This window comes from Streptococcus danieliae (assembly GCF_009767945.1).
GTDB lineage: Bacteria > Bacillota > Bacilli > Lactobacillales > Streptococcaceae > Streptococcus > Streptococcus danieliae.
Window position 1 is genome coordinate 1 of the sequence record NZ_WSRS01000006.1, and the last position, 19,518, is coordinate 19,518.

Genomic DNA, 19,518 nt, shown 5'->3' on the forward strand with positions numbered 1-19,518 from the left:
TTGAAACGACGGACTGTTAATTCTAGATAAATAGGCTTATTATCGATTTCTGTTAGCTGAATTTGACGCTTTTTAGGGCACCTCTAAAAACTAAATTTCTGAAAATCTAAATGTTGATTTATCAAGGTTTGAGTGATTAAATTTGAAGAAAAACTGGGGTTTTTAGAGGTCCCCTTTAGGAGTGGTACCATGGGCATAGACATCTTTAGTAGATTCCCAGATAACTCCACAGGAGGGGCAACAGCTTGGACGTTTTTCCAAAGAACCTTCAATGATTTGGGCAAGACGATTTCGCTTATCTTTACGAAAAGTAAGCCAATTTTCTCTAAAAGTAATGTTTAGGTTTTGAATTCCGAGTAATTTTTGAGTAACATAGTCCATATGAAGCAATTCCTATTCTGATGTTTTTTTTTCACTTATCAGTTTACTAGGAATTGCTTTTTTTTGCACTCTGAATTACAAAAAAAGTTGCATGGAGAGCAAGCTTTCCACACAACTTATTATAGAACCTTTTATCATCCCGTGAGCAAGCCTGGCATTGAAAATGGATTAGATTTAATAATTCCATCATCCGGTTTCTGGAAATCGGGTAGGAATAACCCTTAGGAAACAGCGCTAATCGTAGCTGCCGATCAACCCGCCGAATATTAAAAGGGTTGACCAAAAAGGACCGGTGACAGCTAAAAAGAAAAGGACTTGTGGCTTTGACATCCTGTAAATTTGCAATAACCGACACTTCTTCATCACTGGTAACAATTGAGATATAGTGAGCTCGGAAACTTCGTTCAATATAAAAGACCTTCCGCACCGGTATCTGAATTTGCACCTGCGAATTCCGGATTAAAATCAACTCCTTAGGCGTATCCTGAATAAAATAGCTATGAATCTGCAACAGCACAGTGGCTAGTCGTTGATGAAAGCGGATAGGAGGCAAATCCCGCAAAATATAATCCAAAACACCAACCTGACTTCTAAAAACTTCTTCCATAAACAACAAAGAATCTGCCACAATAATAATCGAAGCTAGGGCATCCCGCTTCCGAATTTGAACCACCAAATCAAAAAAAGTTCGACAAGAAGACTCTCCATGAAGAACCAGAATAAAGACCTGATGCCTCCCCCTTCTTGACCAAGCATCCAATAAACCCGCACTGGTGGTCCGAATCTCTAACTGCTCCAGCTCCACACCAATTGTCACCAAAACATGTTGCAGCAAGTCTTCCCACCAAAAATGATCTCGACAAAGCTCTTCATAAACAAAAATATTCATAACGCCACGTAAACATTTCCCTTTCATCTTATTATTCGAAGAAATTTGGCATAACAATCTCCAAATCCAACCCTCTAAGAATACAGGAAAAAGAACCCATTCAAACTCTCATGTTCTGAAAGGTTATGAAAACGTTCTGAATGGCAGCACAGTCTAGAACCGACTTTTCAAAAACTAAAAAAGACAAATCTCACTATGAGATTTGTCTTTCGTTTTTGATTAAAGTTCGATATCTCCGAAAAGATCTGCCATTGAGAAACCAGTTTGTGTTTCTGGCAATTCGAAGTCACGTTTTTCTTGACGACGTGGACGGCGTGGGCGTGAAGCGCGTTTTTCTTCTTGTCCTTCAGCTTGTGCTGGACGCTCTTCAAGAGCTTTGATAGAAAGAGATACACGCTCGTCAGCTGCGTTCACATCAAGAACTTTCACGTTAACCACTTGACCTACTTGAAGTGCATCTTTTGGATTTTCAACACGTTTGTGTGAAATTTGAGAGATGTGAACCAAGCCATCGATACCTGGCAATACTTCAACAAAGGCACCGAAGTCAGTCAAACGTTTAACAGTTCCTTCGATAACGTCACCCTTAGCCAATTTTTGCTCAACACCGTCCCAAGGTCCAGGAACTGTAGCTTTAAGAGATAGGGAAACGCGTCCTTCTTCTTCGTTCAAGTCCAAAACTTTAACGTCGATTTCTTCACCAACTGTTACAACAGATTTAGGTGATACGTTACGCTCATGTGACAATTCAGTCAAGTGAACCAATCCGTCTACACCACCAAGGTCGATGAAGGCACCAAAGTTAGTGATACGAGCAACTTTACCAGTTACAACATCACCTACAGAAAGTTTACCAAATACTTCTGCACGAGCTGCAGCTGTTTCAGCTTCTACAACTTCACGACGTGAAAGGATGAAGCGGTTTTCTTTTGGATCCACTTCTTTAATTTTGGCATCAAATTCTTGACCTACAAAACGCTCAGTGTTACGAACAAAGCGAGTATCAAGCATAGATGCTGGGATGAAACCACGAAGTCCTTCAAACTCAACTGCCAAACCACCCTTAACTGCGCGGGTACCTTTAACAGTGACAACTTCTTCTTCACGTCCAACCAATTTATCCCAAGCTTTGCGTGCTTCAAGACGTTTTTTAGATACAAGGTAGGTAACAGTATCAGTGTCTTTACCTACAACTTGACGAAGTACAAGCAACTCAAGTGTTTCACCTGGTTTAACCAATTCGTGAATGTCTGCGTCACGATCGTTGGTCAATTCACGAAGAGTCAAGACACCTTCAACACCAGTCCCAGAGATTGCTACGTTAGCTTGTCCAGCATCAACAGTCAATACTTCAGCTGTCACAACATCGCCTGGCTCAACTTGGCTAACGCTGTTTAGCAAATCTTCAAATTCGTTCATCTAAAAAATCCTCCAACAATCAAGTCAATACTTGATATACTTATAAAATTTCTTCCTAAGTACCGCACCGCTTCAACCGTCGCCTAGATATAAAGAAATAAAATATCCAAAGGATATTTTAGCTTCCTCTATCCAATAAGTAACCTAAGAACTGGGGTAGCTGGATTCGAACCAACGCATGAGGGAGTCAAAGTCCCTTGCCTTACCGCTTGGCGATACCCCAATAATGAGAAATGGAGAGAGAGGGATTCGAACCCCCGAACCCGAAGGAGCGGATTTACAGTCCGCCGCGTTTAGCCTCTTCGCTATCTCTCCGACATCAACAAAAATTATTATATCACACTATTCTCAGAATGCAAGCCTTTTATTTGGATAAATTATAACTTTCGATAACTTTTTCAATTGCTTGCTCCAATTTTTTGTGAAATTCCTGAACATTTCCATTGGAAACCAAGGCAAACTGGTTCTCCAATTCAGCAATTTCACCAACGACCTGCTTGCCAATCATTAATTGATAGCCCTCAAAAGTCTCTGCTCCCACTTTTACCGAGTGGTCCTTTAACTGAATTTCAATTTTTTTCTCTTTCCGACTCATGATACACCTCACAATCTTCTATTGATTTTACACAAATCTTTTAAAAAAATCAAATCAGACTTGAAATTTAATAGGTGAAAATTTGACAAAAAGGGCTCTTCCTTTTACTATAGGGCTATGGAAAGAAATCAAACACTTATGCAATACTTTGAGTGGTATCTTCCCAATGACGGTCAGCATTGGAATCGGCTGGCCGCAGATGCCCCTCATTTAGCCGAACTTGGGATTAGCCAGGTTTGGATGCCACCTGCTTTTAAAGCCACCAATGATAGCGATGTTGGTTACGGAATTTATGACCTTTTTGACCTGGGGGAATTTGACCAAAAAGGAACCGTACGCACCAAATATGGAACCAAGGATGAATACATTCAGGCCATCCGTATGTTAAAAGACCATGGCATCTCAGCTATCGCTGACCTCGTCTTGAATCACAAGGCTTCTGCTGATGGACTGGAGTCGTTTAAAGTCATTGAGGTCGACTCCAAAGATCGAACCAAGGAGTTGACCGAGCCCTTCAGCATTAAAGGCTGGACTCACTTCTACTTCCCAGGTCGTCGTGGGCATTACAACGATTTCCAATGGCACTGGTACCACTTTACCGGAACAGACTTTGATGCCGGTCGCAAGAAAACTGGTATCTACCAAATTGTCGGTGACAATAAAGGGTGGTCTGACGATAGTCTTGTGGACAAGGAAAACGGCAACTACGACTATCTTATGTATGCAGATTTGGACTTCAAACATCCAGAAGTCGTTCAAAATCTCTATGACTGGGTCAACTGGTTCATCCCCACAACAGGAATCTCGGGTTTCCGCCTGGATGCCATCAAACACATCGATTCCTTCTTTATGAAAAACTTCATCCGCGATATTAAGGACAACCTCTCTGAAGATTTCTATGTCTTCGGAGAATTCTGGAATCCTGATGAAGAAACCAACACCAATTACTTGGAAGACACAGACTACCGCTTTGACTTAGTTGATGTCAAACTCCACTACAATTTCCAGGAAGCTGGAGAAAAAGAAGCCGACTTTGACTTAACCACCATCTTTGATGGTAGCCTGGTCAAAAACCATCCCGACTCTGCAGTGACCTTTGTCGAAAACCACGACACCCAAAAAGGCCAAGCCTTGGAGTCAGTCGTTGCAGATTGGTTTAAACCCCTTGCCTACGGTCTGATCTTACTTCGCCAGCAGGGCAAACCCTGCGTTTTTTATGGCGACTACTATGGTGTTCAAGGAGCTCATGCCCAAGCCAGCTTCCAAGAAGTTTTAGATAAGCTCCTCATCCTCCGTAAATACTGGGCCTATGGAGCAGAAACCGACTACTTTGAAGAGCCAAACACCATTGGCTGGACACGGATTCCGGAAGAATTAGACCGCAGCCCTCTAGCGGTTATCCTCAGCAATAAAGACGATGCTACCATCTCCATGTTTGTTGGAACCCAATGGCAGGGACAAAGCTTTAGTGACCAACTAGGCCACCACTCAGATACCGTTCTAGTCGGCGAAGACGGCTGGGCGAGCTTCCCCGTTCACGGCCGCAGTATCTCTGCTTGGACCCTGACTAGTGATTTATAAAACAAAGGGATATGACCTCGATGCATATCCCTTTTCTGCGTATAAAAAAGAGGCTGGGACAAAAGTCTAGCCTCATTGACTTTGTATAACAAAATACCTTTGACACAGTAGCTGATTGGGTCTAATAGCATTGTATGCTGTTAGAGAGTACCAAATCTTGTTTGCGAAGCAAACTCCAATCGTTCGCTTTTTAAGCTCGAAAGAGAACCTAATCAGCCTTGCGGGGGTGGGAGTAAAAAGATCCAGTGGATCTTTTTAGCATGAGCCCAAAATTAAGAAAGCGAATTAACTAAATTTTTTCAAATTTAATTCTGTCCCACTCCCTTTGAAAAGCTTATTTTTCTTTTAAGACTTGGTTCAAAATCAAGGCCACAATGGTTCCTGTTGAAATTCCAGAGGAGAAAATCATTTGTAGGGCCTGAGGCAAATTGCTGAGCAACTCTGGACGAACCGTTACCCCAATTCCCAAGGCAAAGGCCAGTGAGATAATCAAGAGTTCCCGATCGCCCATTTTGACAGTCGCCAAGGTTTTAACCCCTTGAGCTGCTACCAAACCGAACATAATCACACCAACCCCACCAAGTACAGGCTGAGGCATGATTGAAATCAAAGCTGAGATTTTTGGAAAGACCCCTAACAAGGCCAAGATAATTCCGGCTAAAATCATCACTTGACGGCTGGCAACCTTGGTGAGGGCAATCAAACCAACGTTTTGTGAGAAAGCTGTATTAGGACCAGCGCCAAAGATACCTGCTAGGAGAGAGCCAACACCATCGGCTAACACACCGTTAGCTGCTCGTTCAGAAGTCATTTTTTGACCAGATGCTTCACCGATCGCCATCATAATCCCCACAGTACCAATCAGCGATACCACATAGGCTGGAATAAAGGCCAAAATAGCAGAGAGTTCAAAGCGGACACCAAAACCAAAAACATTTGGAAGGGCTACCCAAGCAGCATCGCTCACAGCGGACAAATCCACTTTTCCAAGAAAGACACAGAGGACATAGCCAAACACCATCCCAAAGAAGACAGAAGCGGTTTTCAACATTCCTTTACCGTAGTGGTTGAGGAAGAGGGTGAAGAGCATCACGACAAAGGCAATGCTGACATTCTCAACCGAACCATAATCGCTCGAGCCAACACCTCCGGCAGCCCAGTCCATACTTACAGGCAACAAGGTAATCCCAATCAGGGTAACCACGGTTCCAGTAATTAACGGCGGGAAAAAGCGCATCAAGGGTTTGATAAAACGACTAAGGATGATCTCCACAAAGGATCCTGCAATGGTCGCTCCAACCACTCCGGCTAAACCGAATTGACTACCAACGCTAATCGCTGGATTGGCAAAGGTAAAGTCCGTTCCCATCATACCAGAAACACGCGCCCCAATCGGTCCCAATCCTTTCGATTGTAGGATGGTTGCTAGACCAGCGACAAAAATAGCGGCTGAAACGAGGGCTGATGTTTGTTCAACCGGAAGGCCCAAGGCCGAAGCGACGACCAAGGGAACAGCGATAATTCCTGCAAAGGCAGCCAGAATGTGTTGCAAAGCCAAGAGAATCGCCAGACCTTTGGGAGGTCTATCCTCAACTCCATAAAGCATTATTGCGACTTCTTCTTTTTGGGTGTTGTGAGACATGGTCCCCTCCTTCTATTTTTAAAAAGAATAGACCTAGTGTAACAGAAAAACAAGAGAAATTCAATACATTTCCTGCAATAAGCTTAATGAACGTTCGCTTTTTGCTTATTTTATTCTATAAAAGGAACCATTTTCTTTAAAAAATCTGATATAATGGAAATATCTCATAAATGGAGGCTATCATGCAATTATTAGAACAGCGTATTTTACAGGATGGAAATGTCTTGGGAGAAAATATCCTCAAGGTCGACTCCTTCTTAACCCACCAGGTCGACTATCAGTTGATGAAGGAGATGGGCAAGGTATTGGCCGATGGTTACCGCGATAAGGGAATTACCAAGGTTGTCACTATCGAAGCGTCTGGTATCGCCCCAGCTATCTATGTTGCGGAGAGCTTAGAAGTTCCGATGATTTTCGCCAAAAAACATAAAAACATCACCATGACCGAAGGAATTTTGACAGCAGAGGTTTATTCCTTCACCAAACAGGTAACCTCAACCGTCTCCATTGCCAGCAAATTCCTCAACGAAAATGATCGGGTCTTGATTGTTGATGACTTCCTGGCCAACGGTCAAGCTGCCAAGGGGCTGATTGAGATCATCCAACAAGCGGGTGCAAGTATTGCCGGTGTCGGAATTGTGATTGAAAAATCCTTCCAAGATGGACGCCAACTAATCGAAGATCTCGATGTTCCCGTTAGCTCCCTCGCCCGGATTGAAAAATTTGAAAATGGTCAAGTCGTTTTCAAAGAAGCCGATTTGTAATCAAAAAAGAGATTCACTGATTGTCGTGAATCTCTTTTTTGCTACTAGTAAAGTTCTATTTAACGAGCCTTCAAGGCAGATAGGATCTGTGTTCGAATATCCTCCACTCCTTCTGGTTGCCCTGGTAGGAAGACCGTTGAATTACCAGCTTCCGCAAAGCTGTTTAGGGTATCCAGGTATTGGTTGGTCAAAAGGATGGACATAATTTGCTCCTCATTTAGACTGACCTGGGCATCCTTTAATTCCCGGATAGATTCAGCTAAGCCATCCACAATGGCCTTCCGTTGTTGGGCAATCCCGACCCCGTGCAAGCGATCTTTTTCAGCCTCTGCTTCGGCGGCGGTGACGATTTTAATCTTATCGGCTTCTGCCAATTCTTGGGCTGCAACCCGTTTGCGTTGAGCCGCATTGATTTCGTTCATCGATTGTTTGACTTCGGCATCTGGTTCAACCTTGGTAATCAGGGTTTTTACAATCTCGTAACCATAGGTAGACATTTCTTCTGCCACTTGATTTTGAACTTCCAAGGCGATTTCGTCTTTTTTCTCAAACAATTCATCTAGCGTTAATTTAGGAACCGAAGAACGAAGGGCATCTTCAATGTAGGACTTAATCTGGCTAACCGGCTTGATCAACTTATAGTAGGCATCAATTACATTGGACTCATTCACCCGATACTGAGTGGCAATATTCAAGGTCACAAAAACATTGTCCTTGGTTTTGGTCTCCACCACAATCTCACTCTGGAGCAGGCGTAATTCAATCCGCGCAACCAAACGATCAATTCCCAAAGGCAACCGAACATGGATCCCACTCGTCGCCGTCTTCTGATAACGACCAAACCGCTCAACAATCGCTACCGACTGTTGACGAACCACATAAATCGAACTGAGCACCAACACCAACAGCAGCAATAGGAAAATCACTGACAGAATCAAGACTAAAATCATCTTCTTCCCTCCTTTTCCTACCATTCTATCATATTTCTATCTGGGCTAAAAGAAAAAAGGGGGAGTTCCCCCTCAAACTGATTTATTAGACTTCCTGCGAAACGTTAACTATCCTTCAAAATTGATAATACCAGCAATCAAATTCATTCGTAAACCAAAGCGTTTCTTACGATTCCGATAAGTGGTTGAAAATATTTTAAACACTTTAAATTTTGCAAAGACATTCTCAACCTTAATACGTCTTGAAGATAGAGCTCGATTATAAGATTTTTCCTCTTTTGTTAGGGGATGTAATTTACTAGATTTTACAGGAGTTTTTGCTTGAGGATAGAGCTTCGTAAGTCCTTGATACCCGCTATCTGCCAATATTTCCTGAGCCTTAGATAAATTTCGTCTACTAGTTCTAAAAAGTTTCATGTCGTGGCAGTAATTCAGCTGAACATCGAGAAAAAGAATTCGTCCTTGTCCAGTTACGATTATTTGCGCCTTGCTTGCATGAATTTTCTTTTTGCCAGAATAGTTTAACTTTTGTTTTTTTGGGGCGTTGAATTCTCACTTCTGTTGCATCAACGATGAGTGTATCCGTATCTTTGATTTCTCTTTTTCCAATAGCGAAACCATTTTGAACTAAAGTTTCTTCAACCCAATGGCTACGACGAATAAGGTTACTTTCATGTACACCAAAATCAGCCGCAATTTGTTCATAAGTGCGATATTCACGTAGATATTGAAGAGTAGCCATCAAGATGTCTTCTAAACTCATTTTGGGTTTACGGCCACCTTTAGAGTGTTTTGCCTGATAAGCAACTGTCAAGATTTCTAACATCTTTTCAAAAGTTATTCTCTCAACACCAACTAGGCGTTTAAAGCGTACATCGGAAAGTTTTTTACTGGATTCATAATTCATAGCTTTAGTTTATCATATTATAGTTTTGCAGGAAGTCTATTATGAAATAAGCGTAAGTTCCTACAAGTTCTTGATCAAAGGCTGACCAGCAGAGCTCCAACTGAAACCACAGGTGCGGAAAAATTCTTGAATCTTTGGTTCCAAAGTCTACACTTGTAAGACTGTCCCTTGTTCCTGCTGTTTGATAAAGACTTCAATGGTTCGGTAGAAATGGACTCACCTACCTTGCCGCAAATACTTTGGTTTGAGAGCTAGAAACAAGTCTAGTTTATCTCCTTGTGGCAGGATACGGAAATAGCCTAGTAAGACCCCATTCCAAATCACAACAAAGTACTTCTCCTCACGGGTAGCAGGGGATAAGAGCTCATCTTTCATCTCCCCTAGAGAAAAAACGAACTCCGCAGGAAATAGCCAATCCTGGGTAATTTCCAAAGCCAAGTCCTGGGGCATGGGCATGACGTAGGTATAGTCCATTTTCCGAAAATTCTTGACCAGGTTCTTAATCCGTCGGGCCTGGATATCAACTTTCTTTGTTTGGTAGACATAGTCAAGATAGCCCTGTTGGTAACGAGGAATCATATCCGCTAAAATAAGTTGCACTTCTGTCGGAAGACGAAGTAGGAAATCGCTAAAACGAGGATTTTCAATCATTATTTTAGCAGTACCGCTGCAGCCAAGGCTTTTTGAATCGCTACAACGCTGGTGTCACTCTTGAATTGTAGCACTTCTGCTGGTTCAGCCGCAGAAGAGATCCAGATTTTCAACTCCGCATCCAAATCAAAATGACCACTGGTTTCAACAGTAAAACGTGAGATAGATCCGTAGGGAATCGATTTATAGGATACTTTTTTACCGGTCATTCCTTGTTTGTCAACAAGAATCAAACGGCAATCGGTAAAAACAATCAAATCCCGGACGAGGGTATAGGCCATCTCCACTTCTTCCTCTGCTAGGAGGATATTGTCCAACTCCTCTTTTACTTTTCGACTATCCTTTTCGCTCGCATTTCCCATCAAACCTGAAAAAATTCCCATTTCTGACTCCTTTAATTTTTTATCCATTATAGCACACTTATCTAAGCCAACTGTTCTCCAACCTCTTTTCTTTCCTTCAAAGAAAGAAGAGCTTCTTGGACTCCAATGAGGCTGAGAAGTAAAAGTACGGTTAATAAGAAAAGATTAAACCAGATAGATCTGCTCTCTAAAATCGGCAAGTTCAGCAGAAAACCATAATTACCACCAGTCAGCACTGCCACAACCGCCATGGCTAGTGTTACCACAAAGGAATAGAAACCTAGATCTCGCTTGGTCAGCCATACATGCTCTGGCTGATGAGAAAGGTAACTGACCGATAGGTAAAAAAGAAATTGGTGGAGCAGAACAAAACTAAGGTTGGTGATATGGAAAAACGGATAGGGATAGAGTATCGGATATACCAGGGCGACTACCGGACCAAGCACTCCAACATAGGCCCAAAACTGTTTGAGCTTGGAGCCATCTGGCGAGAGCAATAAAAAAAACATAGCCAGCCGACAATGGTAAAAAGGTAAACTGGTCTTCCAGGAAAAATCGCGGAGAAAGAAAAATCCATACAAGGCTAGCAGAATCAAAATAAAGAGATTTTTGACAGCCTTCTCCCCCTTACGATTACGCGCTGCCCAAAATAGCAGAGGGAGGCTCAGCACTAACCCAAAGTGTCCCTGCCAGCCCAAATGAGGAGGGTAATCAAGGGGTCTTGTTGAAAATAGTTGCGTTAATAAATCCCCCATACCTTAATCTCCTTCTAAAGCCTCCACAATCTTAGCCAAGTTCATGGAGTTGCTGCCTTTTAATAAAATCTGATCCGCAGGTTGAAGATCTGCACAGACCGCCTGCGATAAGGCTTCGAAATCCTTGGTTGGGTAATACAAAACCGAACCCAAGGGGAAAATCTCCGCAGCCAGTTTGGCCAGATTTTCAATCTCTTGGCCGTAGAAATAAACACGGTCTAGTTCCTCTGGACTGAGACTTGTAATCATCGACAAATGCAATTGGTCGGATTCCTGCCCCAATTCTTTCATATCTGCCAGGACAGCCAGCTTCCGCCCGCCCTCTTCTCGGTCCAAGCTCGCAAAGGTCTCAAGAATCAAACGCATGGCTGTTGGGTTGGCATTATAGACATCTGAGAGAATAGCTGCTCCATTTTGGGCAGTCCGCCATTCTGTCCGGTTTTTAGTCAGGATGAGGCTTTGGAAAGCTTCCGCGATGGCTGCTTCAGACACGCCTTCAGCCTTGGCTAAGTAGGCCGCGACCATGGCATTGCTGGCATTGTATTTACCCGGTAGAGGAACTTGCAGGGGTTCTTGCAAGAAGTTCGTTTGGAAGCGAAGCCAGGCCCGGTTTTCTTCCAAATTGCTAAAGCAAAGGTCACCTCCCTCACCAAAGCGCTTAACTTTCACATGATTCGGAAGCAAGTCATCCAACATAGGATCTGCCGGTACTAATAAGAGGGATCCTGCAGGCATGCCATCCGCAATCTGTAACTTACCTTGGGCAATCTCCCTACGATCTTTGAAAAATTCCAAATGCGCTTCTGCAACAATGGTAACTGCCGCTGCCTTAGGTTTGGCAATTTTCGACAGGAGCGAAATGTCTCCCAGATGGTCTTGCCCCATTTCTAACACCAGTTTCTCAGTCCCTGGGGGCATGTGGAGGATGGTGTAGGGAAGTCCAATTTCATTGTTGTAATTCCCTTGGGTTTTATAGGTTGAAAAGGTTGTTACCAGCAGATGCGCCAACATATCTTTGGTGGTTGTCTTCCCGTTGGAACCGGTGACAGCCAATACATCCACCTGACTTTTCTCTAACACATAGGCCGCCAAAGCCTGCAGAGCTTCCAATACATCCTCAACCCAAAAATAGATTTCAGGGATGTCCAATTCTCTGTCGGATAGGGTTGCTAAAGCGCCTTGTTGAAAGGCCACATCTATAAAGTCATGACCATCCCGCGCGCCCTTGAGGGGGACAAATAAATCTCCGATATCCACCAAGCGGCTGTCAAACTCAACCTTTGCAATCGCCTGATCCTCCTCCAGCACCAGGTGGTTTTTCGGTTTTAAAACTCTTTGAATTTCTTTCAGTGTTAGCATCATGTCTCTCTATCTAATCTATTCGCATTTAAATAAAAAGACGGGGCAAGCCCGTCTTTTTGCTGGTGATCCTTTTTGAAAAAGATACTGATTCCTCACCAGCTCCTATTCGTGACCGCATCAATCCTTAAAAGAAATGCGCTTGCCGTTTGGCATAAACCTCTTTAGCCAAGTCTACTAGTTTAGAAATCAGATCTTCATAGGAAAGTCCCATATTCTTCCATAGTAACGGGTACATGGACCACTGGGTAAAGCCTGGCATGGTGTTAAGCTCATTTAAGAAAATGTCTCCATCTTTTGTATAGAAGAAATCACAACGAGATAAACCAGTTCCACCTAGGGCATGGAAGGCTTTACGGGCTTCTTCTCGCATCTTAGCAGCCACTTCTTCAGGGATTTGCGCAGGAATCGCCATCTCAATTTTATTATCAATATATTTAGCTTGATAATCATAGAAGGCAACATCTTTGACAACTTCTCCAGGGATGGTAGTTTGGATATCTTGGTTGCCAAGAATAGCCACCTCAATCTCACGCGCATCCACCCCTTGCTCGATGAGAATACGGCTATCGTAACGCAAGGCTTCGCGGATAGCTGCCTCCAAGGACGCCCGATCTTCAGCCTTGGAAATACCCACACTGGATCCCATATTGGACGGTTTCACAAAGACTGGATAAGACAAACGTGCCTCTGTCTCATCCAAAGCCAAGCCCAAGTCATCTCCTTCAATAAAGGTCGTATAAGGCACCTGCGCAATCCCTGCGGATTCCAAAATTCTCTTGGTCGAAATTTTATCCATGGCCATACTAGAAGCTAACACACCAGTCCCCACATAGGGCATGCTCAAAATTTCAAAAAAGCCTTGAATAGTTCCATCTTCTCCCATTGGTCCATGGAGCAAGGGAAAAATAACGGCCCCCTCTTCATAAAGAAGTCCTGGGTTAAGGGCTTCTAAGTCAGCCAAGCGGTCATTGGTCATCAATTTCTCGGATGCATCTGGAGTTGAGGTAAACTCCTGAGTCTTATAAAACTTCCCTTCACTACTAATAAAGTAGGTCTTCACCTGGAAACGGTCATAGTCTACAGCCCGCATCACACTCTCAGCCGTTAATACGGAAACCTCCCGCTCTGCACTCCGACCTCCATACAAGAGAATTAATGTTTCTTTCATGTCTGACTCCTATAATTCTGTACGGTTTTCAATGGCCCTCAGTAGGGTCACCTCATCCGCATACTCAATATCACTACCAACAGCTAAGCCCCTGGCCAAACGCGTGACCTTGATGCCTGCTGGCTTTAAAATGCGTGAAATATACATGGATGTGGCCTCACCATCTGCGGTCGCATCAGTTGCCACAATCACTTCGGTTACCTGACCATCCATCAAACGGCTGATCAGGGATTTGAGATTAATATCATCTGGACTAACCCCGTTCATGGGAGAAATCAATCCCCCGAGCACATGGTAACGCCCATGGTACTCTTGAATGTTTTCCATGGCTGTCACGTCCCGACTGTCTTCTACCACTAAAATTTGTGTTTCATCCCGTGTTTCATCTCGGCAGATGGCACAAGGGTCATCATCTGTCAGATTACCACAGATGGCACAATATGTCAATTCACGCTTAGCTGCCAAGAGGTTTTTGGCAAATTCGGCCACCTCTTCATCCTCCATGCTAATGGTATGAAAGGCTAAGCGGGTGGCTGTCTTTTTACCAATTCCAGGGAGCTTGGAATAACTTTCGATTAATTTTGCAATGGGTGTGGGATAGAGCATAGCTCCTCCTTATTTTTTAGAATAATATAAATTCACAATATCTTTAGTGATACTGTGGCTAACGGTGGAAAGTAAATCGGTATTATGAGGGAAAACCACCGCAACCGCAATTTCTGGCTCACTACTTGGAGCATAGGCGACGACATTGGTATTAACCGCGCGTACCTTGCCGCGGCTGACAAAGGTCTCAGCTGTCCCGGTCTTAGCCGCAATGCTGACAGCTGCTCCTTGACCAACTGTCGCCCCAGTTGTAAAGGCGGAACCTCCATAAACGACCCGATTCATCCCCTCTTGCAAGAGGCTCATATCCTCTTGAGAAATCGACACCTGGTTGAGCAGACGACCAGTCTTTTTCTCAACCTCCGAGCCTAGGCCACCATTCTCGTCATTCTCATAAATACCTGCCACAATATGGGGCTGGATCCGCTGACCACCATTGGCCAAGGTTGCTGCATATTGGGCCAACTGCATCGGGGTGTAGTTATCAAACTGACCGAAAGAATTATTCATATAGTCTGCAACCGTAAATTCAGCTGGTAAAAAGCCAAGCGACTCATTGGGCAAGTCAATTTCTGTTTTGACCCCCATCCCGTACTGGGCAAAGGCTGAGCGGATTTTCTCCATAGCTGGTTTCACAGCCTCTGGACTATCCAAAAGCGCTGTTCCCAGTGGACTTCCCAAAATTCGCAAGGCCACCTGAACCATGTAGGTATTGGACGAATATTCCAGAGCATCCAGGGCCGAAATGTCACGTACACTACCTTCGGTAAACCAGGAATTAATTCCATAAACATTTTGATCAGCTAGGACTTCATTACCTGTCAGGACCCCATTCTGCCAGCCAGCTGTGAGGGTGGCTGGTTTGACCACCGAACCTGGTACAAAAACATTGGTAATGGTCCCCAAAGAATCTGTCGCCAGATCATGGCTTTCCAAATCTTGCTTAACTCCAGCCATGGCGAGAACTGAACCATCTTCTGGATTCAAGACAACAGCATAGGCACCTTCCGTCTCCAGCGCCGCTCCCTTATCCATCTCCGACTGGAGGGCATTGCGTAAGATGTCCTCTACTCCTTGCTGGAAATCCAGGTCAACCGTCAACTTAAGGTTTTGACCTTTTTCGCCCTCTGACTTGGTCACTACTTTTTCCAGGTTACCATTTTTATCCAGATACAGTTCTTTTTCCGAACGCTTACCTTGGAGAACCTCTTCGTATTCTTTTTCCAAATAAGAAGTCCCAACTCGGTCATTGAGAGAGTAGCCTTTCTTTAGGTACTCCTCAACCTCCTCAGCTGGAATCCCGGTTTTCTCACTGGAGACACTACCAACAATGCTGGACAGCGGCGATTCCAAGACCTTCCGTTCCCAGCTGGTGGAAATGGAAATCCCTGGGATGTCCTGGCTACTGGAGGCCACCAGGGCGACCTGTTCCGGATTCAAATCCTCTGTTCGGAGGTGGCCCGTTCCAAAACTGGAAATGGCATTAAGCTGGGTGAAGAGCAGGGCGATTTTTTTCTCCTCTGGACTCAGGTCTTCCTGCTTCAAGGTTACTGTCTCTACAGCATTGCGGTAGAGGTCTTTCTCCTCTAAAGGATTCCCCTCGCCATCCACTTTTTTATCTTTGGGCAGCTGTTCCACCACTTCCCGATAGACAGCTGGATCGGCCAGGTAGTAGTCTGCTAATTGGCGTTGGCTCAGATCCTCGTCCTTGACCTCCACCAATTGGTCAATTTTTCGAGCTGTTTCCTTCAAAGACTCGGCTGTATCCTGATTACTGCGGGTATAGGAGACCACTTGCTTGCTTTCATTTTCGACCAAGGGCTTGCCTTGGGCATCATAGATTTGCCCGCGAACCGAACTGGCCTTGATGATTTTTTGACTGGCCATATTCATTTTTTCCAAATAAAAAGCCTGGTTAAAAACCTGCATATAGGCTAATCTGGCCCCTAAAATGACAAATATACCAAAAACCAACCCAAGGATTAAATAGAGTCTTCCAGGGATGGTTTGTTGCTCAATGACGGGCTTTTTTCTTCTCATTCTCTTCCTAGCACTTTCTTGAAAACTCTCTTCATTTTACCACAGATTCCTCAGCAAGTGGTCATCCCCACTTTAAATATTTCCCCTAAAAAATCGCTCAAAAGAATCAAAAAAACGCCCAGGCACAAAGCCCAGACGTTCCCCTCATACAAGATTAGTCTTGTCCAAGGTAATATTCTTTCACAACGTTCAATTTGTCATCCAATTCGAACACAAGTGGTGGGAAGTTTGGAATTTCAACATCCATGATTTCATCATCTGACAATTGTTTGATGTGTTTTACAAGAGCACGGATAGAGTTACCGTGTGCTCCAACAAAGACATTTTTACCGTCTTTCAAAGCTGGCGCAATTTTATCTTCCCAGAAAGGAAGGGCACGTTCCAAGGTAACTTTCAAGTTTTCCGCATCTGGAATTACAGTTCCATCCAAATGTGCATAACGACGATCAGAGTGAGCAGAATGCTCATCATCACGATCCATGTTTGGCGGTAAGACATCGTAAGAACGGCGCCAAATGTGAACTTGCTCATCACCAAATTGCTCAGCTGCTTCAGCCTTGTTTTTACCAGTCAAACCACCGTAGTGACGCTCATTCAAACGCCATGATTTTTCAACAGGTACCCACAATTGGTCTGCTGCTTCCAAAGCAAGGTTGGTTGTTTTGATCGCACGTTTCAAAACAGAAGTGTAAGCTTGGTCAAATTCGATTCCAGCTTCTTTGATCAATTTACCAGCATCAATCGCTTGCTGAGTCCCTTTGTCAGACAAGTCAACATCTGCCCAACCTGTAAAGAGGTTAGCCTTGTTCCATTCTGATTCACCATGACGAGCAAAAACTAATTTCACCATCTCTAATTCTCCTTAGGTATTATAAGTACTGCCAAGCAGTCTCCATTATTCTACTACACTTCTGGGTCAAAAACAAGGGATAAGTGAATTTCATCACGACATATTCACGTCAGGCAGCTCCCCAAATTTATCCAGCCTCCACTTACTGACACTCTGGACAGAGACCGTAGACCAGAAGTTCTTGTTTTTGCAACTGATAACCAGTCTGGTCTCTGACAAGGTCTGAGATATCCGGCAGTGGCTCTCCTTCAAAATCTGCAATCTTTCCACAATTTTCACAAACGATATTGAGGTGCTCATTACCCATAAAATCATAATACCGCGTCTGATCATTTTTTATCTTGATTTCCGTAACCAATCCCTCCTTGAGAAACAGATTGAGATTGTTGTAAACCGTTGCCAAACTAATTTGCGGGTAAACATCCATCAGGTCCTGATAAATTTTCTCAGCACTCGGATGCTCATGACTCGTCATTAAATACTCCAACATCAAACGACGTGCCTCCGTCACACGAATACCATGATCCCGTAAATCTTCCAATATTCCCTCGAGCTTGTTCACCATATTCTTCCTCTTTTTATTCTACTAATTCCATTATATCCTAAATTCCTCTTTTTTGATTATGAAAATAGAAACATCTTGCAGTTCCTCCCAGCTAGCTTTATAATAAAAAGGTACATTGAGAAAGGTTGGTACTACTATGAGCAAATACCCGCAGCTCCTCAGCCATTTTCTGGACTATGTCCGGATTAACACCCGATCCGATGAATATGCGGATCGCATCCCCTCAACGCAAAGTCAGATCGACTTTGCCCTCAACGTCCTCAAACCAACTATGGAATTTATTGGCTTGGAAGACGTCCACTACCTCGATAACGGTTTTATTGTCGGTACCCTACCAGCCAATTCCGATAAATTCCCTTATAAAATTGGCTTCATTTCCCACATGGATACAGCCGATTTCAATGCTGACAATGTTCGCCCACAAGTGGTCGAAAACTACCAAGGCGGCAGCATTCCACTCGGCGACAGTGGCTATGAATTGAACCCCAACCAGTTCCCACAACTCCAAAACTACCTAGGCCAAACCCTCATTACAACCGATGGGAACACCCTGCTAGGAGCCGACGATAAGGCTGGCATTGCCGAAATTCTCTCAGCCGTTGAATATCTAATCGCTCACCCAGAAATCGAACACGCCGAGCTTCGTATCGGTTTTGGACCAGATGAAGAAATCGGAACCGGAGCCGATCGCTTTGATGCGGCTGACTTTAATGTTGATTTCGCCTATACCGTGGACGGTGGCCCCCTGGGAGAACTCCAATATGAAACCTTCAATGCGGCCCTAGCCCACATTACCTTCAAAGGACGAAATGTCCATCCTGGAACTGCCAAGGACCAAATGATCAACGCTCTCCAACTGGCCATGGACTTCCATAGCGTTGTACCAGATGCCGAACGCCCTGAGTACACAGAGGGTTACCAAGGCTTTTATCACCTCCAAAAACTATCCGGTACCGAAGAAGAAGCCCATGCCGACTATATCCTACGGGATTTTGAAAGCCAGGCTTTGACCGACCGCAAAGAAACTCTCCAACGTATTGCCGGTCGCATGAACCGGAGCTGGGGTGAAGAACGCGTCTGCGTCGCTATCAAGGACCAGTATTCCAACATGAAAGAAGTCATCGAAAAAGATATGCGACCTGTTCTACTAGCTGAGCAAGTCATGAAATCCTTGGACATTACACCGATTATTGAACCAATCCGCGGTGGCACGGATGGCTCCAAAATTTCCTTCATGGGCATCCCAACCCCAAACATCTTCGCAGGTGGTGAAAACATGCACGGTCGCTACGAATTTGTCAGTCTCCAAACCATGGAAAAAGCCTGTGATGTCATTATCGGCATTGCCAGCCAAGAACTCTCACTCCCCCCTAAACCGTAGCTAGTAACAACAGCTAATGTGCATAATTCTAACCTACTAGCTGAACTTTCGAATCCTCACAAACCTGTTTTTGAGGATCGTTCTTCTATTGGCAAACCTGTACCAGAAGGATATATGTACGATACAGCTCGTATCTCCTATCCCAGCACTCCACTTACCGAGATCGACAAGAAGTTTGGTCGTCAGTTAGCCCGTGTTCCTTGTCGGGTAGAACCTGTCTTTGGTGTTATTGAAAACACTATGAAAAGCAATACTTTCCGAGGTATTGGTTTTAACCCAAATGGTTCATACAGAATTCAAAAAACTTCCAGAAGTCTTGCTATACTAGGGTTTCTAGGTTCTTTTACTCTTGTGTGGAATCCCTAAAAACTGATAATAGACTTCCTGCAAAACAGTGACAGAACTTGAGATTTATCGGAGTCATCACTTGAAAAAGACTAAGTTACAAAATATTTCAGTGTGGTTATGCGATCTTTCCTGCTGAGAAATGGGATCCAATACATTAGTTCCGCAGGAAGTCTAATCATAGATTTTGATAATTTTTAGTTTTTAATAACTGTAATGAAGTAGTTTGACCTCTGGCTTCTTTCGAATTTTTATGAGATGCTTGACCTGTGGTGGGGGACGGCAGCGACCTCTGACGAGTTCCA

The 19,518-nt window shown here is 43.9% G+C and carries 20 protein-coding genes and 2 tRNA genes; 4 read left to right on the plus strand and 18 right to left on the minus strand.

What is annotated here, in order from left to right; all coding sequences use genetic code 11:
- Positions 1 to 162 precede the first annotated feature (162 nt).
- From E5983_RS01325 to E5983_RS01350, 6 genes are all read right to left on the minus strand, one after another.
- Positions 163 to 381: a hypothetical protein gene (locus E5983_RS01325; protein WP_160332127.1), complete on the minus strand. Its 219-nt coding sequence runs from the start codon at positions 379 to 381 to the stop codon at positions 163 to 165.
- Positions 382 to 427: 46 nt separating this feature from the next.
- Positions 428 to 1,297 (minus strand): LytR/AlgR family response regulator transcription factor, encoded by an 870-nt coding sequence (locus tag E5983_RS01330; RefSeq protein WP_160332128.1) that lies wholly within the window; start codon positions 1,295 to 1,297, stop codon positions 428 to 430.
- Between the two features lie 192 nt (positions 1,298 to 1,489).
- Entirely contained in the window at positions 1,490 to 2,689 is a 1,200-nt protein-coding gene (gene rpsA, locus E5983_RS01335; RefSeq protein WP_160332129.1) for a 30S ribosomal protein S1, read from the minus strand.
- Positions 2,690 to 2,840: 151 nt separating this feature from the next.
- Positions 2,841 to 2,912, minus strand: a tRNA-Gln gene (locus E5983_RS01340).
- 11 nt (positions 2,913 to 2,923) lie between these two features.
- Positions 2,924 to 3,004: transfer RNA gene (locus E5983_RS01345), tRNA-Tyr, on the minus strand.
- Positions 3,005 to 3,053: 49 nt separating this feature from the next.
- Complete coding sequence (locus E5983_RS01350) at positions 3,054 to 3,284, minus strand: DUF2969 domain-containing protein (RefSeq protein WP_160332130.1); 231 nt, start codon at positions 3,282 to 3,284, stop codon at positions 3,054 to 3,056.
- Positions 3,285 to 3,401: 117 nt separating this feature from the next.
- On the opposite strand from E5983_RS01350, the gene E5983_RS01355 reads away from it, so the two are divergent.
- On the plus strand, positions 3,402 to 4,865 hold the full coding sequence (locus tag E5983_RS01355) for an alpha-amylase (RefSeq protein ID WP_160332131.1): 1,464 nt from the start codon (positions 3,402 to 3,404) through the stop codon (positions 4,863 to 4,865).
- A gap of 334 nt (positions 4,866 to 5,199) precedes the next feature.
- Here E5983_RS01355 and E5983_RS01360 read toward each other — a convergent pair whose 3' ends face one another.
- A complete protein-coding gene (locus tag E5983_RS01360) occupies positions 5,200 to 6,507 on the minus strand; it encodes a nucleobase:cation symporter-2 family protein (RefSeq protein ID WP_160332132.1) in 1,308 nt (435 codons plus the stop codon).
- Between the two features lie 182 nt (positions 6,508 to 6,689).
- On the opposite strand from E5983_RS01360, the gene E5983_RS01365 reads away from it, so the two are divergent.
- Positions 6,690 to 7,271, plus strand: a complete 582-nt coding sequence (locus E5983_RS01365; RefSeq protein ID WP_160332133.1) for a xanthine phosphoribosyltransferase — start codon at positions 6,690 to 6,692, stop codon at positions 7,269 to 7,271.
- A gap of 59 nt (positions 7,272 to 7,330) precedes the next feature.
- On the opposite strand, the gene E5983_RS01370 is transcribed toward E5983_RS01365, so the two are convergent.
- The 11 genes from E5983_RS01370 to E5983_RS01420 all read right to left on the minus strand — a co-directional run bounded on the left by E5983_RS01370 (position 7,331) and on the right by E5983_RS01420 (position 17,487).
- Positions 7,331 to 8,221, minus strand: a complete 891-nt coding sequence (locus E5983_RS01370) for an SPFH domain-containing protein (RefSeq protein ID WP_160332134.1) — start codon at positions 8,219 to 8,221, stop codon at positions 7,331 to 7,333.
- Between the two features lie 108 nt (positions 8,222 to 8,329).
- Positions 8,330 to 9,128, minus strand: a protein-coding gene (locus tag E5983_RS01375; protein ID WP_160332135.1) for an IS5 family transposase whose coding sequence is annotated in 2 segments (ribosomal slippage) — positions 8,330 to 8,767 and positions 8,769 to 9,128 — 798 coding nt in all. Because the reading frame shifts where the segments join, the coding sequence is not laid out codon by codon here.
- A 216-nt stretch (positions 9,129 to 9,344) separates the two neighbouring features.
- Positions 9,345 to 9,779: a hypothetical protein gene (locus E5983_RS09765; protein WP_237397558.1), complete on the minus strand. Its 435-nt coding sequence runs from the start codon at positions 9,777 to 9,779 to the stop codon at positions 9,345 to 9,347.
- Entirely contained in the window at positions 9,779 to 10,162 is a 384-nt protein-coding gene (locus E5983_RS01385) for a PH domain-containing protein (protein ID WP_160332136.1), read from the minus strand. The genes E5983_RS09765 and E5983_RS01385 overlap by 1 nt, the downstream gene beginning before the upstream one ends.
- A gap of 41 nt (positions 10,163 to 10,203) precedes the next feature.
- A complete protein-coding gene (locus tag E5983_RS01390) occupies positions 10,204 to 10,896 on the minus strand; it encodes a TMEM164 family acyltransferase (protein WP_160332137.1) in 693 nt (230 codons plus the stop codon).
- Positions 10,897 to 10,899: 3 nt separating this feature from the next.
- On the minus strand, positions 10,900 to 12,258 hold the full coding sequence (locus tag E5983_RS01395) for a UDP-N-acetylmuramoyl-tripeptide--D-alanyl-D-alanine ligase (RefSeq protein ID WP_160332138.1): 1,359 nt from the start codon (positions 12,256 to 12,258) through the stop codon (positions 10,900 to 10,902).
- Between the two features lie 124 nt (positions 12,259 to 12,382).
- The gene (locus E5983_RS01400; protein WP_160332139.1) at positions 12,383 to 13,426 is read right to left on the minus strand and encodes a D-alanine--D-alanine ligase; all 1,044 of its coding nucleotides are present in this window, start codon (positions 13,424 to 13,426) and stop codon (positions 12,383 to 12,385) included.
- A 9-nt stretch (positions 13,427 to 13,435) separates the two neighbouring features.
- Positions 13,436 to 14,032, minus strand: a complete 597-nt coding sequence (gene recR, locus E5983_RS01405) for a recombination mediator RecR (protein WP_160332140.1) — start codon at positions 14,030 to 14,032, stop codon at positions 13,436 to 13,438.
- Between the two features lie 9 nt (positions 14,033 to 14,041).
- Positions 14,042 to 16,072, minus strand: a complete 2,031-nt coding sequence (locus E5983_RS01410; RefSeq protein WP_160332141.1) for a penicillin-binding transpeptidase domain-containing protein — start codon at positions 16,070 to 16,072, stop codon at positions 14,042 to 14,044.
- A 154-nt stretch (positions 16,073 to 16,226) separates the two neighbouring features.
- A complete protein-coding gene (locus E5983_RS01415) occupies positions 16,227 to 16,922 on the minus strand; it encodes a phosphoglycerate mutase (RefSeq protein ID WP_160332142.1) in 696 nt (231 codons plus the stop codon).
- Between the two features lie 142 nt (positions 16,923 to 17,064).
- On the minus strand, positions 17,065 to 17,487 hold the full coding sequence (locus E5983_RS01420; RefSeq protein ID WP_160332143.1) for a Fur family transcriptional regulator: 423 nt from the start codon (positions 17,485 to 17,487) through the stop codon (positions 17,065 to 17,067).
- A 136-nt stretch (positions 17,488 to 17,623) separates the two neighbouring features.
- Here E5983_RS01420 and pepT point away from each other — a divergent pair, with 136 nt between their 5' ends.
- Together pepT and E5983_RS01430 are read left to right on the plus strand one after the other, a co-directional pair.
- Positions 17,624 to 18,868, plus strand: coding sequence for a peptidase T (pepT, locus tag E5983_RS01425; RefSeq protein ID WP_160332144.1), 1,245 nt, complete (start codon positions 17,624 to 17,626; stop codon positions 18,866 to 18,868).
- 18 nt (positions 18,869 to 18,886) lie between these two features.
- Positions 18,887 to 19,234 carry a hypothetical protein gene (locus tag E5983_RS01430; protein ID WP_160332145.1) on the plus strand — a complete coding sequence of 116 codons (348 nt, stop codon included), beginning with the start codon at positions 18,887 to 18,889 and terminating at the stop codon, positions 19,232 to 19,234.
- Positions 19,235 to 19,518 lie beyond the last annotated feature (284 nt).

Coding starts and splice junctions, on each gene's coding strand:
- E5983_RS01325 (WP_160332127.1), bottom strand. CDS start 381: ATGGACTATGTTACTCAAAAATTACTCGGAATTCAAAACCTAAACATT.
- E5983_RS01410 (WP_160332141.1), bottom strand. CDS start 16,072: ATGAGAAGAAAAAAGCCCGTCATTGAGCAACAAACCATCCCTGGAAGA.
- E5983_RS01355 (WP_160332131.1), top strand. CDS start 3,402: ATGGAAAGAAATCAAACACTTATGCAATACTTTGAGTGGTATCTTCCC.
- E5983_RS01370 (WP_160332134.1), bottom strand. CDS start 8,221: ATGATTTTAGTCTTGATTCTGTCAGTGATTTTCCTATTGCTGCTGTTG.
- E5983_RS01360 (WP_160332132.1), bottom strand. CDS start 6,507: ATGTCTCACAACACCCAAAAAGAAGAAGTCGCAATAATGCTTTATGGA.
- recR (WP_160332140.1), bottom strand. CDS start 14,032: ATGCTCTATCCCACACCCATTGCAAAATTAATCGAAAGTTATTCCAAG.
- pepT (WP_160332144.1), top strand. CDS start 17,624: ATGAGCAAATACCCGCAGCTCCTCAGCCATTTTCTGGACTATGTCCGG.
- E5983_RS01330 (WP_160332128.1), bottom strand. CDS start 1,297: ATGAAAGGGAAATGTTTACGTGGCGTTATGAATATTTTTGTTTATGAA.
- E5983_RS01400 (WP_160332139.1), bottom strand. CDS start 13,426: ATGAAAGAAACATTAATTCTCTTGTATGGAGGTCGGAGTGCAGAGCGG.
- E5983_RS01395 (WP_160332138.1), bottom strand. CDS start 12,258: ATGATGCTAACACTGAAAGAAATTCAAAGAGTTTTAAAACCGAAAAAC.
- E5983_RS01350 (WP_160332130.1), bottom strand. CDS start 3,284: ATGAGTCGGAAAGAGAAAAAAATTGAAATTCAGTTAAAGGACCACTCG.
- E5983_RS09765 (WP_237397558.1), bottom strand. CDS start 9,779: ATGATTGAAAATCCTCGTTTTAGCGATTTCCTACTTCGTCTTCCGACA.
- E5983_RS01420 (WP_160332143.1), bottom strand. CDS start 17,487: ATGGTGAACAAGCTCGAGGGAATATTGGAAGATTTACGGGATCATGGT.
- E5983_RS01390 (WP_160332137.1), bottom strand. CDS start 10,896: ATGGGGGATTTATTAACGCAACTATTTTCAACAAGACCCCTTGATTAC.
- E5983_RS01415 (WP_160332142.1), bottom strand. CDS start 16,922: ATGGTGAAATTAGTTTTTGCTCGTCATGGTGAATCAGAATGGAACAAG.
- E5983_RS01385 (WP_160332136.1), bottom strand. CDS start 10,162: ATGGGAATTTTTTCAGGTTTGATGGGAAATGCGAGCGAAAAGGATAGT.
- rpsA (WP_160332129.1), bottom strand. CDS start 2,689: ATGAACGAATTTGAAGATTTGCTAAACAGCGTTAGCCAAGTTGAGCCA.
- E5983_RS01365 (WP_160332133.1), top strand. CDS start 6,690: ATGCAATTATTAGAACAGCGTATTTTACAGGATGGAAATGTCTTGGGA.